The following is a 14,451-nucleotide window of genomic DNA, read 5'->3' on the forward strand; positions in this document are numbered from 1 at the left end:
GGTTCGACGACGGCGGCTGTGCACTCGCACAGGCACCGGCCGCGGAGATGACGGCCCGGTTTCGTTGTGCACCTGCACAGCCCGACGCCGTCAGGACGCGACGATCGGGAGTTCCGCCCGGCCGCTACGCCGTCGATGCTGGCACGACCCACACGACGACCTGCGGAGGCAGCATGGCCGGGGACCGGGGACAGGGACGCGCGACGGTGACCGACGCCGACGCCCGCAAGGTCGCGTTCGTCGGCACCGCGCTGGAGTGGTACGACTTCTTCCTCTACGGGACCGCGGCCGCGCTGGTCTTCAACCGGCTCTACTTCGCCACCGACGACGTCGTCGTCTCCACCCTGGCCGCGTTCGCCTCGTTCGCCGTCGGGTTCGCGGCCCGCCCGCTCGGCGCGGTGATCTTCGGGCATCTCGGTGACCGGATCGGCCGCAAGCGCTGCCTGATCATCACCGTCACGATGATCGGGACCGTGACCGGCCTGATCGGCCTGCTGCCGTCCTTCGCGACCATCGGCATCGCCGCACCGCTGCTGCTCACGCTGTTCCGGCTGCTGCAGGGCGTGGCGGTCGGCGGGGAGTGGGGCGGCGCGGTCACCCTGGCGGTCGAGCACGCCCCGCCGGAGCGGCGTGGCCGGTACGCGGCGATGCCGCAGATCGGGGCGCCGGTCGGGACGCTGCTGTCGTCCGGTGCGTTCCTCGCCGTGGCGCAGCTGCCGCCGGACAGCTTCGACTCCTGGGGCTGGCGGCTGCCGTTCCTCGCGGCGTTCCCGCTGCTCGCGATCGCGCTGTGGCTGCGCCGCCGGGTCGAGGAGTCGCCGCTGTTCGAGCAACTGCTGGCCGAGGACGAGCGTGCATCCTCCCCGGTCCGCGAGGTGCTGGTGCGGGCCTGGCCGCAGCTCGCGGTCGGCGCGGGCACCGCGTTCCTCGGCGTCGGCGGCTTCTACCTGATCACCACCTTCATCATCAGCTACGGGACGTCGCAGCTGGGACTGCCGCGCTCGCTCATGCTCGGCGCGACCCTGGTCGCCGCCGTGGTGGAGATCGGCGTCGTGATCCTCGGCGGGCGGCTCGCGGAGCGGTTCGGTGCCTGGCGGGTGACGGTCGCGGGCGGTGTCGCGTCGGCGCTCACCGCGTTCCCGGCGTTCTGGCTGATCGACACGGGGGCGCCCGCCGCGGTGATCGCGGGGGTCACGCTGGCCACGGCCCTGCTCTCGATCCCGTACGCAGTGTCCGGGGCGCTGCTCACCGAGCTGTTCCCGCCGCACCTGCGGTACTCGGGGGTGGCGCTGTCGTCGAACCTCGCCGGCGTCGTCTCCAGGTTCGTGCCGCTCGGTGCGACGGCGCTGCTCGCCGTCGGCAGCGGGACGTAGACCCTGCCCGCCCTGCTGCTCGTCGGCATCGCCCTGGTCACGGCCGGGTCCGGGGCCGTCGCGCCGCGGCTGTTCGCCGACCGGGACCGCGTCGTCGCCGGGACCTGACCGGGCTGCCGGGCCGGGCGCCCTGGCTACCGGGGCCCGGCCGGCGGGAGCACGCCGTGGAACGCGCGGATGTGCTCCTCCATCAGGTCCGCGGCACGGCCGCCGTCGCCCGCCAGGAGCGCCGCGTGGATCGCGCGGTGCTCCCCGCGCAGCCGATCCCGCAGGGACGGCCAGTCCACCCGCTCGTGCATGGCGTCCAGCAGCACCCCGCGGACGGACTCCCGGATCGCCACCGTCAGCTCGTTGACCAGCCGGTTCCCGGCCGATCCCGCGATGAGGACGTGGAAGGCGATGTCGGCGTCGCTGAACGCCTCGGGATCGAGGTCGGCGTCCATCGCGTCGAGCTCCGCCGTCATCACCAGCAGGTCGTTGGCGGTCCGCCGGGACGCGGCCAGCCCGGCCGAGAACCGTTCGAGCATCACCCGGGCCTCGGTGACGTCGTCGACCGGGAACGAGTCGACGGCGAGATGGAGCTGGAGCACCCGGCCGAGCGCCCGCGCCGGCGCCGGGACGATCACGGTGCCGGAACCGTCGCCGGTCCCGACCTGGGAGCGGATCACCCCCTGGGCCTGCAGCACGCGGAGCGCCTCGCGCACCGCCGTGCGGCTGGCGCCCAGGGTGCCCGCGAGCTCGCGCTCGGCGGGGAGCCGGTCCCCAGGCCGCAGCGCACCCGACGTCAGTCCCTGCTCGATGTGGGTCAGCACCATCTCGTAGGTGGCGGTCCGCCCGCCGGTTCCCGATGACACGGCACCTCCCCTTCCGACGCTTCCGATGCTTCCGGCGTTCCTGTCCCGCACGGGCGTGCCCGTCAGCGCGGATCCGCCCCGGTCGCGAGCAGCTGCGCGTCGCGGTGCCGCACGGTGAGCTCGCGGTAGACCTCCGCGTTGCGCCGGATGTGCTCCAGCTCCTCGTCGCGCAGGCTGCGCCGGACCTTCGCAGGCACACCGGCCACCAGGGAGCGGGGCGGGACCTCCATCCCCTCCGGGACCAGCGCGTTCGCCGCGACCAGCGACTCGGCGCCGACGACCGCACCGTTGAGCACGGTGGCGTTCATGCCGACCAGGCAGTCGTCCCCGACGGTGCAGCCGTGCAGCACCGCACCGTGGCCGACCGACACCCCGTCGCCGATCCGGGCCGGGGACCCAGGGTCGGCGTGGACGGTGGCGCTGTCCTGGACGTTGCTGCCCGCACCGATCGTCACCGTCTCGGTGTCGGCCCGCAGTACGGCCCCGTAGTAGACGCCGGTCCCGGCGCCCACGGTCACCGATCCGACGACGGTCGCGGTGTCGGCCACCCACACCTCCTCCGCGACGGACGGTGCACGGTCGCCGATCGCCAGCACGTTCTGCCGCACGGCCGGGCCTCCTTCGTCTCCACGGGCCGCGCGGGCTCCCCGGCGGGGAGGCCGTGGCGCGGGCACCGCTTGCCTGTGGTCCGACCAAGACGCTAGCTTGGTCGGACCACAGCCTCAACCACCACATCGCCGGAGGCACCCATGCCACGCGTCGGCCTGATGGTCACCTGCCTCAACGACGCCCTGTTCCCGGACACCGGCAAGGCCGTCGTGACCCTGCTCCGCAGGCTCGGCGTCGAGGTCGAGTTCCCGGCCGCACAGACCTGCTGCGGACAACCGATGGTCAACACCGGCTACGTCGCCGACGCGGTCCCGCTCGTCCGCAACCACCTCGACGCCTTCGCCGGCTGCGACGCGATCATCGCCCCGTCCGGGTCCTGCGCCGGGTCGGTCCGCCACCAGCACGGCATGGTCGCGGAGCGGTCCGGCGACCCTGGCCTGGTCCGCGGGGTCGAGAACGCCCCGCCGACCTACGAGCTGACCGAGTACCTCGTCGACGTCCTCGGGACGACCGACGTCGGTGCCTACTTCCCGCACCGGGTCACCTACCACCCGACCTGCCACTCGCTGCGCATGCTCGGCGTCGGCGACCGGCCGGCCCGGCTGCTCCGTGCGGTCCGCGGGCTCACTCTGCTCGACCTGCCGGGCGACGCCGAGTGCTGCGGGTTCGGCGGGACGTTCGCGGTGAAGAACGCGGAGACCTCGATCGCGATGGGCAACGACAAGGCCCGCCACGTGCGGGAGACCGGCGCCGAGGTGCTCGTCGCCGGGGACAACTCGTGCCTGATGCACATCGGCGGGCTGCTGTCCCGGCAGCGCTCGGGGGTGCGGGTGATGCACCTGGCCGAGATCCTCGCCTCGACCGAACCGGTGATCACCGGCCGCGCCGAGCGGGCGGCCGATCCGACGAGCGTCGGCAGCGCCACACCCGAGGCGGGCACGGCCCCGCGGGAACAGGAGACGGTCCGATGAGCGGCACCTTCCTCGGCACACCGGCGTTCCCCACCGCGGCGCGGTCCGCGCTGAAGGACTCCCAGCTGCGCCGCAACCTCGCCCACGCCACGGCCACCATCCGCACCAAGCGCGGCGGCGTCGTGGGCGAGGTCGACGAGTGGGAGCAGCTGCGGCTGGCCGGTGAGGCGATCAAGAACCGGGTGCTGCGGCACCTCCCCGGCTACCTCGAGCAGCTCGAACGCTCCCTGACCGCGGCCAGGGCGACCGTGCACTGGGCCCGCGACGCCGCCGAGGCCAACGCGATCGTCGTCGACATCGCCCGGCGGCACGAGACCGACGAGGTCGTCAAGGTCAAGTCGATGGCCACCCAGGAGATCGAGCTCAACGACGCCCTGGAGGCTGCCGGGATCCACGCCTGGGAGACCGACCTCGCCGAGCTGATCGTCCAGCTCGGCGACGACCTGCCCAGCCACATCCTGGTGCCCGCCATCCACCGCAACCGCGCCGAGATCCGCGAGATCTTCCTGCGCGAGATGGGCCGGGCGGGCCGTCCCGCACCGGCCGACCTCACCGACGAGCCGAAGCAGCTGGCCGCGGCGGCCCGCGCCCACCTGCGGGAGAAGTTCCTGCGGGCGAAGGTGGCGGTGTCCGGGGCGAACTTCGCCGTCGCCGAGACCGGGACGCTGACCGTCGTGGAGTCCGAGGGCAACGGGCGGATGTGCCTGACCCTGCCCGAGGTGCTCGTCTCGGTGGTCGGGATCGAGAAGGTCCTGCCGACCTTCGCCGACCTCGACGTGATGCTGCAGCTGCTGCCGCGCTCGTCGACCGGGGAGCGGATGAACCCCTACACCTCGACGTGGACCGGGGTCACCCCCGGCGACGGTCCGCAGGAGGTGCACGTGGTCCTGCTCGACAACGGCCGCACCGACGTCCTGGCCGATCCCACCGGGCGCCAGGCGCTGCGCTGCATCCGGTGCTCGGCCTGCCTGAACGTCTGCCCGGTCTACGAGCGCACCGGTGGGCACGCGTACGGCTCGGTCTACCCCGGACCGATCGGCGCGATCCTCACGCCCCAGCTCCGCGGGGTCGGCTCGGACCCGCAGACCAACTCGCTGCCGTACGCCTCCAGCCTGTGCGGGGCGTGCTTCGAGGTCTGCCCGGTGCGGATCGACATCCCGGAGGTCCTGGTGCACCTCCGCAGCGAGGTCGTCGAGGCCCACCAGCAGGCGTCGCGGGTCCCGTCGGTGCAGGACATGGCGATGAAGGCCGCGTCGTGGACGCTGTCGTCGTCGGCCCGGACCGGTGCGGCGGAGAAGGCGGCCGGCTGGGGCGGCCGGCTCGCCGCCAGGATCGGGCGGACGGCACCGGGCGGACGCAACGTGCTCAGCGCGATCCCCGGCGGGCCGGCGGGCGCCTGGTCCGACTCCCGCGACGTCCCCGTCCCCGCCGCGGAGTCGTTCCGGCAGTGGTGGGAACGGACCGACGGCGGGCACCGCGACGACGGCGGCGCCGGCAACGCGAACGGGAACGACGGCGGGAACGGGGACCGGCGATGAGTGCGCGCGACGCGATCCTGCAGAAGGCCCGCCGGGCGCTGGCCGACGTGCCGGACACCGCGCCGGACGTCGACGTCCCGATCGTCCGGCCGGCCCCGGCCCGGGACCGGTCCCACGCCGACGTCGTCGACCTGTTCGCCGAGCAGGTCGCGGACTACCGGGCCGTCGTGGAGCGCGCGACGCCCGCGACCGCCGCCGGGCTCGTGGCGGGTGCGCTCGCCGGGCGCTCCCCGCTGGCCGGGGGCGGACGGTTGCGGATCCTCGTCCCGCCCGGCTTCCCCGCCGGGCTGGTCCCCGCCGACGTCGAGGTCGTCACCGACGGGCCGGACGTCGGGGTGTCCGAGCTGGACCGTTGCGACGGCGTGCTGTCGACGGCGGCGATCGGGATCGCCGAGACCGGCACGATCATCCTCGACCACGGCCCCGGCCAGGGCAGGCGCGCCGCCACCCTGGTCCCGGACCTGCACGTCTGCGTGGTCCGGGCCGACCAGGTCGTGCCGGGGGTACCGGAGGGCGTCGCCGCGCTGGACCCCGCCCGCCCGCACACCTGGATCAGCGGGCCGAGCGCCACCAGCGACATCGAGCTGGACCGGGTGGAGGGGGTGCACGGGCCGCGCACCCTGCACGTCGTCGTCGTGGCGGGTGACGACGGCTGATCGTCCCGGGTCACACTGGGGGCCGGCCGCGGCGACGGGAGTTCCGATGATCGTGACGTTCGACCTGTTCAGTGCGTTGACCGACTCGCGGCGCGGCGGGTCCGGTGCCTTCGCGGAGATCGCCGGTGAGCGGGACTGGACCGTCACCGGCCAGGAGCTCTACGACGAGTGGGACCGGCACAACAAGGCCGGCCAGAAGCGGGTCGACACGAGCGCGGGCTGGACGAGCTTCCGGACGCTGTCCCGGGACGCCCTGGCGGGGGCCTACACCGGGCTCGGCCTCACGGCGGACCCGGACGCCGACATCGACCGGGTGCAGCGCGGCGTCGCCGGCTGGCCACTGTGGCCGGACGTGGCGGACGGGCTGCCCGCCGTCGCGGAGCACGCGCGGATCGGGATCCTGTCCAACGTCGACGACGCGCTCGCACTCACCACCCGGGCGCACCCGCTCGTCGACCCCGGCGTCGTCCTCACCTCGGAGCGGCTGGGCGCCTACAAGCCGGCGCCCGCCGTCTACCTGCGCGCACGCGACCTGCTCGGCGACGGGTTCGTCCACGTCGCCAGCTCGGCCCGCGACGTCCGCGGGGCGGTCGAGGCCGGGATCCGCACCGTCCGGCTGGTCCGGCCCGGGCACTCCCTCGACCCCGACGGGCCGGCGCCCGCCGTCACGGTCCACGACGTGGCGGAGCTGGCGGGGGTGCTGGCGGCGATGGACCACCCGGCGTAGGGGGTGAAGTCCTCCCCCCAACGGATCGGATGCTGGCCCGGCGCCCCACGATCGTCCACCCTCGGTCCGTTCGTCCCCGACCGGTGAAGGATCCCGATGACGGCGCCCGTCCCCCGCACGCAGGACCGCATGACCCACGACGTCTTCCTCCCGCGGGAGACGGTCGAGCTCCGTGACGAGGCCCGGGCCGCGGTCGAGAAGCGGCTCGTCCCGTTCGCCCGCGAGATCGGCACCCGGGAGGAGTCGGCGGAGTCCTTCCCCTGGGAGGCGTTCCGCGGCCTGGCGGAGGAGGGGATGTTCGCGGTCCCGTTCGGCGCCGACTTCGGGCGGGGCCTCGAGTACCCGATGCTCGGGACCTGCACGGTCACCGAGGAGATCGCGTACCACTCGTCGTCGATGGCGGGGGTGTACGACGGCCAGTGCATCCTCGTCCCGCAGACCCTCGTCCACGCCTCCGACGAGCTGCGGGAACGGCTGGTCCCCGAGCTCGTGTCCGGGCGTACGGCGTTCTCCTTCGCGACCACCGAGCCCGAGACCAGCTCGGACCTGACGGCCGAGCGGATGCAGACCGTCGCCGAGGAGTCGGCAGACGGCTACGTCGTGTCGGGCCGGAAGCGGTGGATCACCAACAGCGTCGTCGCCGGATGGGTGTCGGTGCTGGTCCGGGCGGCGGACACCGGGCGGGCGCACATGCTGCTCGTCGACCTGTCCTCGCCGGGGGTCCGGATCGGCACCCCCGACCTGAAGATGGGGCACCGCGGGCAGATCACCGCGGACATCGTGTTCGACGAGGTCCACGTGCCGCGGGAGAACCTGCTCGGCACCCCGGGCGACGGGCTCGGCGTCGCGTTGTCCGCGCTGGTCCGCGGCCGGATCGGGATCGGTGCCGCCGGTGTCGGCCTCGCCCAGGCCGCGCTCGACCTGTCGGTCGAGCGGCTGCGCACCCGGCAGGTCTTCGGGGGCCCGCTCGGCGCGATGCAGCACTGGCAGTTCCAGATGGCCGGGCGTGCCACCGAGATCGAGTGCGCCCGCAGCCTCTACCAGAAGGCAGCGGTGCTGCTGGACCGCGGCGACCGCTCCGCCGAGCCGGAGGCCGCGATGGCGAAGGCCTACGGCACGCGGCTGGCGAACGACCTGGTGCGCGACGCCGTCCAGATCCACGGTGCCGTCGGGTTCGCCCGTCAGGTCTCGGAGAGCGGGGAGTCCTACCGGCTCGAGGAGATGTACCGCGACGCGAAGATCCTCGAGATCTTCGAGGGGGCCAACGAGCTCCAGCAGTGGATCGTCGCGCGACGGCTGATCGGCCGCGACGTCACCGGCTGAGCCCGTGGCCCGAGGATTACGCTGGCCCCATGGCGGCAGTACCCGGCACCGGCCCGGCCGGTGCGCCCCGGCCGCGTGGCAGGCGGACCCAGGGGGAGCGGTCGGCGAACAGCAGGACCCTCATCCTCGACGCCGCCCTGCGGGAGCTCCACGAGAACGGGTACTCCCGGGTCACGACCGTGACGATCCAGCAGCGGGCCGGGGTGTCCCGCGGCCGCCTGCTCCACCACTTCCCGAACCGGGACACGCTCCTCATCGCCGCAGCCCAGTACCTGGCGGTCGAGCGGGTCGCCGAGATGGAACGGTGGGTGGGCGACTCCGAGTACGGCCGCACGACGGGCGGTGACCGTGTCGACCGGGCCGTCGAGCTGCTCTGGGAGACCTTCCGGCAGCCGTACTTCTGGGCCGCGATGGAGCTGTGGACCGTGGCCCGTACCAACGAGGACGTCCGCGCCGAGCTGCTGCCCGAGGAGCGCCGCCTCGGCGTCGCCCTGACCCACGTGATCGCGACGATGTTCGGGCCGGCGCTCTCCAGCCACGCCGCGTTCGACGACTTCCGGGAGCTGCTGTTCACCAGCATGCGCGGGGTCGCGCTCACCTATGCGGTGAGCCCGCGCGACCCGGAGACCGACCCGCACGTGGAGCGCTGGAAGCGGCTCGCCCGGCGGATGCTCGACGTCGACGGCTGACCGGCCGGGTCAGGACACGCCGGCGAACTCCAGTGCCTCGGTCCAGCTCGCCCGCTTCGAGATCAGCCGCTTGTACTTCATGATCTGGGCCGGCCGGTCGATCGTGATCGTCCCGACCAGCCGGTCGCCGCGCCGGTACAGCGCCAGGAAGCGGTCGTCGTCCAGCTCGGCCGACACGACGCGGATCTCGTCGGCGGCCGGTCGCCCGACGAACTGGATCCGGCTGGAGTACCAGTCGGACCAGAAGTAGGGGACGGTCCCGAGCTCCGTCGCGTTCGCCGGGTCGAGGGCGTTCTTCGCCGCGAGTGCGCCCTGCTCGGCTGCGGTGGTCCAGTGTTCGAGCCGCATGACCTCGCCGTCGAACAGGTGGTTCGGGAAGTGGACGACGTCGCCGGCCGCCCAGACGCCGTCGGCGGCGCGCAGGGTCGCGTCGGCGACAACGCCGCCGTCCCGCTCGTGCAGCGCGACACCGGAGCCCTCCAGCCAGCCGGTGCACGGCGCCACGCCGACACCGACGACGACCAGGTCGGCCGGGAGCACCTCGCCGGAACCGAGCCGGACGCCCGTCACCCGGCCGCCGTCGGTCTCCAGGCCGTCCACGGTCTCGCCGCAGCGCAGGTCGGTACCGCCCGCGCGGTGCAGCTCCGCGCAGGCCCGGCCCATGTCCTCGCCGACCGAGCGGACCAGCGGCACCGGCAGGGTCTCGACGATCGTCGCGGACAGCCCGCGCTTGCGGGCCGAGCTGGCGACCTCGGAGCCGATGAACCCGGCGCCGATCACGACGGTGCGCGCCCCGTCGTCGAGCGCCGCGCGCACGGCCAGCGCGTCGTCCCAGGTGCGCAGCGGGTGGACGCCCGCGACACCGCCGGTGCCGGGGAGCGTCCGTGCGGCACCCCCGGTGGCGACGACCAGCGCGTCGTAGCCGAGCTCGGACCCGCCACCGAGGCCGACCAGCCGCGCCCCGATGTCCAGCGACGTGGCCGGGTGCCCGAGCCGCAGCTCCACCCCGAGCTCGTCGCGCAGGTGGTCCTCGGTGCGGAACCGCGGATCGGCCGGGCCGTCGTCGCCGGCGTCGAGGAACGCCTTGGACAGCGGCGGACGGTCGTAGGGCAGGTGCCGCTCCGCGCCGACCAGCGTGACCGGCCCGTCGTGGCCGGACCGGCGTGCCGCCTCGACGGCCCGGATCCCGGCCAGCGAGGCGCCCACGACGACGAGATGGTGCACGGACACGCAGGATCTCCTTACGGGACGGTCAGCCCTCGACGAGGAGGAGGGCCTCGGTCGGGCAGGATGCGACGGCGGCCTCGCAGGCCTGGCGGTGCTCCGCCGACGGCGTCGCGTCGAGCACCGCCAGCGACCCGTCGTCCTTGACCTCGAACAGCTCGGGCGCTTCCGCCTCGCACAGCCCGAGACCGCTGCACCTGCTCTCGTCGAGCTCGATACGCAGACCCATGACGCTCACTTCTCCGGGGTGAATCGGAACGGCATGCGCTTCACACCGCGCATGAAGTTGGTGCCCAGCAGCTCCGGCTCGCCGGCCTCGAACTCCGGGATCCGGGTCAGCAGCTCGCGGAACAGAGCCCGCAGCATCGACTTGGCGAGCTGGTTGCCGAGGCAGAAGTGCACCCCGCCGCCGCCGAAACCGGTGTGGTCCCTCGCGTTCGCGCGCGACAGGTCGAACGTCCCCGGGGAGTCGAAGACGTCCTCGTCCATGCAGCCGGACGGGTAGAACAGGACGACCTTGTCGCCGGGGATGACGGTGTGCCCGCCGAGCTCGGTCTCCTTCACCGCCGTGCGGCGGAAGGTCATCACCGGGCAGGCGTAGCGGATGAACTCCTCGATGGAGTTGCCGATCCGGCCCTCGTAGTCCTCCATGAGCCACTGCCGCTGCTCCGGGAAGTGGGTCATCGCCCGGACGGTGAGGCTGGCGGTGTGCCGCGTGGTGTCGGTGCCCGCGACGGCCATCAGCACGAAGAACGACCCGATCTCGAAGTCGTCGAGCGTGCGGCCGTCGACCTCGGCGTCGATCAGCGAGGTGACGAGGTCGTCGGACGGCTCGGCCCGCTTGAGCTCGATCAGCTCGGTCGCGATGTCGTGCAGGTTGGTGGCCGCCTGGATCTGCACCTCGTCGGCCTGCCTGCCGGCCAGCACCTCGTCGTCGGCCCAGGCGACGATGTCCGCGGCATTCTTCTCCGTGGCCTCCCGCAGGTGCTCCGGGATGCCCATGATGTCGCAGAAGATCCGGGTCGGGAGCAGCTTCGCGCAGCGGGTCACGAAGTCGATCTCGCCGGACGGCTCCGACGCGAAGCCGTCGACGATCTCCTTCGCCGCCAGCGTGATCTTGTCCTCGATGCTCTTGATCTGCTTCGGCGTGAACGCCGAGGCCACCAGCTTGCGCAGCTGGTCGTGCTTCGGGTTGTCCATCGCCAGGAACGACTGGGTCAGCTCGAGGAAGATCGGCGGCAGCAGGTCGAACAGCACGCCCTGGCCGGAGATGAAGGTGTCGTTGTCCCGGCTGACCCTCACGATGTCGGCGTGCTTCACGACCGCCCAGTAGCCCGGGTCGTCCGGGTCCGGGGTGACGGCGTCGTCGACGGGGCGCTGCCAGGAGACCGGCTGCTCGCGGCGTAGGACCGCGAAGGACTCCTCGCGCTGCTCGGAGGTCTGGTTCCAGAACGCCTTGGTGGAGATGTCGACCGGGTAGTGGCCGGGCTTCCGCTCGCCGGTCGCCGGGATCATCTCGACCTCGTCCGGGTCGTACATCTCGGACTCGAAGTCGGTGGCGTCGAAGGTGGCGGTCATCGGTCCTCCTGGGGGCCTCGGCGGCGGTCGTGCGCCTGCGGCGAGGCCGACTACTGGTGACGCACGGTCACGAACGAGTGTGCGAGAAAGGGCGGGCGGCGACATCTCCCCCGGTGGGCGACGTCGTGCCCCCAACGGGAGAGTGCGCGGGTGATACGGGGCTCCGGCCCGGTGGGGGCTGCCCGCCGGGCCGGATCCCGGGCCCCCGTGCGCGGAGCAGAGCGCGCGCCCGGGGCCGGCTGCTCAGTCGTCGGCGTGGCTGAGCAGCACGTCGTACGGCCGGGCGTCCCGGCTGCCCGACAGGTCGAGGTGGACGTTCTTCTCCTCGACGTAGGGGTCCAGCGCACGCGGGCCGAGCTCGCGCCCGACGCCGCTCTGCTTGTACCCGCCGAAGGGCACCTCGCAGTTGATCTGGTGCGCGTCGTTGATCCACACCGAGCCGGCCTGGATCTTCTCCGCCACGTCCAGCGCGCGGGAGTTGTCCCGGCTCCACACCGACGACGCGAGGCCGTACTGGGTGTCGTTCGCCAGGGCGACGCCCTCGGCCTCGGAGCCGTAGCGGATCACCGACAGCACCGGGCCGAAGATCTCCTCGCGGGCGATCCGCATGTCGTTGCGGACCCCGGTGAAGATCGTCGGCTCGATCCAGTACCCGCCCTCGTAGCCCTCGACGTGGGCCTCGCCACCGCCCAGGACGGCGGTGGCGCCCTCGTCCCTGCCGGAAGCGATGAGCTCGAGGATGCGGTCCTTCTGCGTCGCCGAGACGACGGGGCCCATGTCGGTCTCCCAGTCCCGGGTGTCCCCGAGCCGGATCGTCGACGCGCGGGCGACCATCCGCTCCACGAACTCGTCGTGCAGCGAGTCCGGCAGCAGCAACCGGGTCATCGACTCGCAGACCTGGCCGGAGTAGAGCATGCAGCCGTAGAGCACGCCGTCGACGGCGACGTCGAGGTCGGCGTCGTCGAGGACGAGGGCCGGCGACTTGCCGCCGAGCTCCAGGGTCACCGGCTTCACGGTGCCCGAGGCCAGCCGCATGATCTCGCGGCCGACGTCGGTGGACCCGGTGAACCCGGTGAACCCGGTGGACCCGGTGAACCCGGTGAACCCGGTGAACCCGGTGAACCCGGTGAACCCGGTGAACCCGGTGAACCCGGTGAACCCGATCTTCCCGATGCCCGGGTGCGACGCCAGCCGCGCCCCGGCGTCCGGGCCGGGTCCCGGGACGACGTTGAACACGCCCGGCGGCAGTCCGCACTCCTCCGCGATCCGCGCGAACTCCAGCGCGGACAGGGGCGTCTTCTCGTCCGGCTTGAGCACCACCGAGTTGCCGACGGCCAGGGCCGGGGCGAACTTCCAGAGCGAGAGCAGCAGCGGGAAGTTCCACGGTGCGATCGCTCCGACCACGCCGATCGGCTCCCTGCGGAGCGTCGACTGGCCGAGCACCGGGAACGTCGCCCGCGGCATGGGCGTCTCGAACTCGTAGCGCTCCGCCAGGCCCGCGAAGTACTCCAGGTGCGGCGCGCAGTAACCGACGTGGAAGCCGGTGGCCTGGCGCACGGTGGCGCCGTTGGCCATGATCTCCAGCTCGACGATCTCGTCGAGCCGCTCACCGAGCCTGTCCGCGATCGCACGCAGGACCGACGCGCGGTGCGCGGCCGTGGCCCGCGACCAGCTGCCGTCGTCGAAGGCGGCCCGGCCGGCGTCGACGGCGGCGTCGATCGCCGACGCGCCGCCCGAGGCCGCGGTGGCGACCAGCTCGTCGTTCTGCGGGTCGCGGATCTCGAGCCGGTCGTCGCTGTCGACGTCCTTGCCACCGATCCGCATCGGGAAGTGGCGGACGGTCGTCCCGGCGGTCACGAGGTGGGATCCAGAACGATCTTGGTGGCCTCGCGCTCCTCGAACATCCGGTACGCCTCGGTCGCCTGCGACATCGGCATCCGGTGCGAGATGAACCGGCTCGGGTCGAGCTTGCCGGCCGCGATCAGCGCGAGCGTCTCGTCCATGTGGTTGGTGATGTTCGCGACGCCCTGGGCGATGGTGACGCCCTTGAGGTAGAGGTCACCGAAGGGCAGCTCGATCGAGTCCTCGGTGTAGACGCCGGGGATCGAGATGGCGCCGCCGGAGCGCACCAGGGAGCAGGCCGAGAGCAGCGCCGACGGGTGGCCGACGGCGTCGATCACGACGTCCGCCCCGCGCCAGTCGGTGAGGTCCTGCACGGCGTCGGCGGGGTCGGTCTCGTCCGCGTTCACCGGGATCGCCCCGATCGCCTCGGCCTCCTTGAGCCGCGCCGGGACCTTGTCGACGACGACGGTCTGCGCGGCGCCGAGGACGTCGGCCGCCATGGCGGCGCACAGCCCGACCGGGCCCGCACCGACCACGGCGACGGTGTCGCCGGGCTGGATGAACCTGCGGACGGCCTCGTAGCCGGTGGCCATGATGTCGCCGACGAAGAGCTTGTCCTCGTCGGTGCCCTCGCCCTCGTCGGTGAGCGTGCGCAGCGTGCGGTCGGCGTTCGGCACGATCACGTACTCGGCCTGGCCGCCGGACAGGCTGCCGAAGGTCACGCCGAGGCCGAAGATCATGGTGCCGAAGCACTGGCCGGGACGGTTGCGGCGACAGTTGTAGCAGCTCCCGCAGCTCACGACGCAGGACGCGACGGCCCGGTCGCCCTCGGAGATCAGGCCGACGCCGGAGCCGACGGCCTCGACGGTGCCGAGGAACTCGTGGCCGAGGACGACGTCGTCCTCGATCACGATGCGGCCCTCGTACGGGTGCAGGTCGGTCCCGCAGATCGCGGTGAGGTCGACCCGCATCAGCACGTCACCGGGGTCGGTGATCTCCGGCTTCGGGACCTCCATGACCTCGATCTTGTGCGGCTCGCGGAGCACGACCGCCTTCATGGTCGCCAT

Annotated in this window: 14 protein-coding genes; 7 read left to right on the forward strand and 7 right to left on the reverse strand. The window is 72.9% G+C overall.

From position 1 onward, the window contains the following. The first annotated feature begins 173 nt into the window (after positions 1 to 173). Positions 174 to 1,373 (forward strand): MFS transporter, encoded by a 1,200-nt coding sequence (locus Ae150APs1_RS14470; RefSeq protein WP_139316913.1) that lies wholly within the window; start codon positions 174 to 176, stop codon positions 1,371 to 1,373. A gap of 134 nt (positions 1,374 to 1,507) precedes the next feature. Here the strand turns inward: Ae150APs1_RS14470 and Ae150APs1_RS14475 are convergent, their stop codons facing one another. Both Ae150APs1_RS14475 and Ae150APs1_RS14480 read right to left on the reverse strand, forming a co-directional pair. Further along, positions 1,508 to 2,227 carry a FadR/GntR family transcriptional regulator gene (locus Ae150APs1_RS14475; RefSeq protein WP_075298134.1) on the reverse strand — a complete coding sequence of 240 codons (720 nt, stop codon included), beginning with the start codon at positions 2,225 to 2,227 and terminating at the stop codon, positions 1,508 to 1,510. 62 nt (positions 2,228 to 2,289) lie between these two features. Beyond that, positions 2,290 to 2,835, reverse strand: coding sequence for a gamma carbonic anhydrase family protein (locus Ae150APs1_RS14480; protein ID WP_010240892.1), 546 nt, complete (start codon positions 2,833 to 2,835; stop codon positions 2,290 to 2,292). Between the two features lie 141 nt (positions 2,836 to 2,976). Here Ae150APs1_RS14480 and Ae150APs1_RS14485 point away from each other — a divergent pair, with 141 nt between their 5' ends. The 6 genes from Ae150APs1_RS14485 to Ae150APs1_RS14510 all read left to right on the forward strand — a co-directional run bounded on the left by Ae150APs1_RS14485 (position 2,977) and on the right by Ae150APs1_RS14510 (position 8,740). After that, complete coding sequence (locus tag Ae150APs1_RS14485) at positions 2,977 to 3,807, forward strand: (Fe-S)-binding protein (RefSeq protein ID WP_010240890.1); 831 nt, start codon at positions 2,977 to 2,979, stop codon at positions 3,805 to 3,807. Further along, positions 3,804 to 5,345 (forward strand): lactate utilization protein B, encoded by a 1,542-nt coding sequence (locus Ae150APs1_RS14490; RefSeq protein ID WP_075298136.1) that lies wholly within the window; start codon positions 3,804 to 3,806, stop codon positions 5,343 to 5,345. The genes Ae150APs1_RS14485 and Ae150APs1_RS14490 overlap by 4 nt, the downstream gene beginning before the upstream one ends. After that, the gene (locus tag Ae150APs1_RS14495) at positions 5,342 to 6,001 is read left to right on the forward strand and encodes an LUD domain-containing protein (RefSeq protein ID WP_075298138.1); all 660 of its coding nucleotides are present in this window, start codon (positions 5,342 to 5,344) and stop codon (positions 5,999 to 6,001) included. The genes Ae150APs1_RS14490 and Ae150APs1_RS14495 overlap by 4 nt, the downstream gene beginning before the upstream one ends. A gap of 46 nt (positions 6,002 to 6,047) precedes the next feature. After that, positions 6,048 to 6,728 (forward strand): HAD family hydrolase, encoded by a 681-nt coding sequence (locus Ae150APs1_RS14500; protein ID WP_075298140.1) that lies wholly within the window; start codon positions 6,048 to 6,050, stop codon positions 6,726 to 6,728. A gap of 96 nt (positions 6,729 to 6,824) precedes the next feature. After that, positions 6,825 to 8,051: an acyl-CoA dehydrogenase family protein gene (locus Ae150APs1_RS14505; RefSeq protein WP_075298142.1), complete on the forward strand. Its 1,227-nt coding sequence runs from the start codon at positions 6,825 to 6,827 to the stop codon at positions 8,049 to 8,051. Between the two features lie 29 nt (positions 8,052 to 8,080). Next, complete coding sequence (locus Ae150APs1_RS14510) at positions 8,081 to 8,740, forward strand: TetR/AcrR family transcriptional regulator (RefSeq protein ID WP_060574634.1); 660 nt, start codon at positions 8,081 to 8,083, stop codon at positions 8,738 to 8,740. Positions 8,741 to 8,749: 9 nt separating this feature from the next. Here the strand turns inward: Ae150APs1_RS14510 and Ae150APs1_RS14515 are convergent, their stop codons facing one another. The 5 genes from Ae150APs1_RS14515 to Ae150APs1_RS14535 form a co-directional block, all read right to left on the reverse strand. After that, on the reverse strand, positions 8,750 to 9,970 hold the full coding sequence (locus Ae150APs1_RS14515) for an FAD-dependent oxidoreductase (RefSeq protein ID WP_075298144.1): 1,221 nt from the start codon (positions 9,968 to 9,970) through the stop codon (positions 8,750 to 8,752). 22 nt (positions 9,971 to 9,992) lie between these two features. Continuing rightward, positions 9,993 to 10,187, reverse strand: coding sequence for a ferredoxin (locus Ae150APs1_RS14520; protein ID WP_075302104.1), 195 nt, complete (start codon positions 10,185 to 10,187; stop codon positions 9,993 to 9,995). Positions 10,188 to 10,198: 11 nt separating this feature from the next. Further along, complete coding sequence (locus Ae150APs1_RS14525) at positions 10,199 to 11,542, reverse strand: cytochrome P450 (RefSeq protein ID WP_139317623.1); 1,344 nt, start codon at positions 11,540 to 11,542, stop codon at positions 10,199 to 10,201. Positions 11,543 to 11,785: 243 nt separating this feature from the next. Beyond that, positions 11,786 to 13,399: an aldehyde dehydrogenase family protein gene (locus Ae150APs1_RS14530; RefSeq protein ID WP_249266343.1), complete on the reverse strand. Its 1,614-nt coding sequence runs from the start codon at positions 13,397 to 13,399 to the stop codon at positions 11,786 to 11,788. Further along, on the reverse strand, positions 13,396 to 14,451 hold the full coding sequence (locus Ae150APs1_RS14535) for an alcohol dehydrogenase catalytic domain-containing protein (RefSeq protein WP_083680134.1): 1,056 nt from the start codon (positions 14,449 to 14,451) through the stop codon (positions 13,396 to 13,398). The genes Ae150APs1_RS14530 and Ae150APs1_RS14535 overlap by 4 nt, the downstream gene beginning before the upstream one ends.

The organism is Pseudonocardia sp. Ae150A_Ps1 (assembly GCF_001932315.1).
Classification (GTDB): domain Bacteria; phylum Actinomycetota; class Actinomycetes; order Mycobacteriales; family Pseudonocardiaceae; genus Pseudonocardia.

Excerpts from the sequence above, each read along its gene's own strand:
- Ae150APs1_RS14485 (WP_010240890.1), top strand. The coding sequence starts at position 2,977 with ATGCCACGCGTCGGCCTGATGGTCACCTGCCTCAACGACGCCCTGTTC.
- Ae150APs1_RS14525 (WP_139317623.1), bottom strand. The coding sequence starts at position 11,542 with ATGACCGCCACCTTCGACGCCACCGACTTCGAGTCCGAGATGTACGAC.
- Ae150APs1_RS14490 (WP_075298136.1), top strand. The coding sequence starts at position 3,804 with ATGAGCGGCACCTTCCTCGGCACACCGGCGTTCCCCACCGCGGCGCGG.
- Ae150APs1_RS14495 (WP_075298138.1), top strand. The coding sequence starts at position 5,342 with ATGAGTGCGCGCGACGCGATCCTGCAGAAGGCCCGCCGGGCGCTGGCC.
- Ae150APs1_RS14500 (WP_075298140.1), top strand. The coding sequence starts at position 6,048 with ATGATCGTGACGTTCGACCTGTTCAGTGCGTTGACCGACTCGCGGCGC.
- Ae150APs1_RS14505 (WP_075298142.1), top strand. The coding sequence starts at position 6,825 with ATGACGGCGCCCGTCCCCCGCACGCAGGACCGCATGACCCACGACGTC.
- Ae150APs1_RS14510 (WP_060574634.1), top strand. The coding sequence starts at position 8,081 with ATGGCGGCAGTACCCGGCACCGGCCCGGCCGGTGCGCCCCGGCCGCGT.
- Ae150APs1_RS14535 (WP_083680134.1), bottom strand. The coding sequence starts at position 14,451 with ATGGCGACCATGAAGGCGGTCGTGCTCCGCGAGCCGCACAAGATCGAG.
- Ae150APs1_RS14470 (WP_139316913.1), top strand. The coding sequence starts at position 174 with ATGGCCGGGGACCGGGGACAGGGACGCGCGACGGTGACCGACGCCGAC.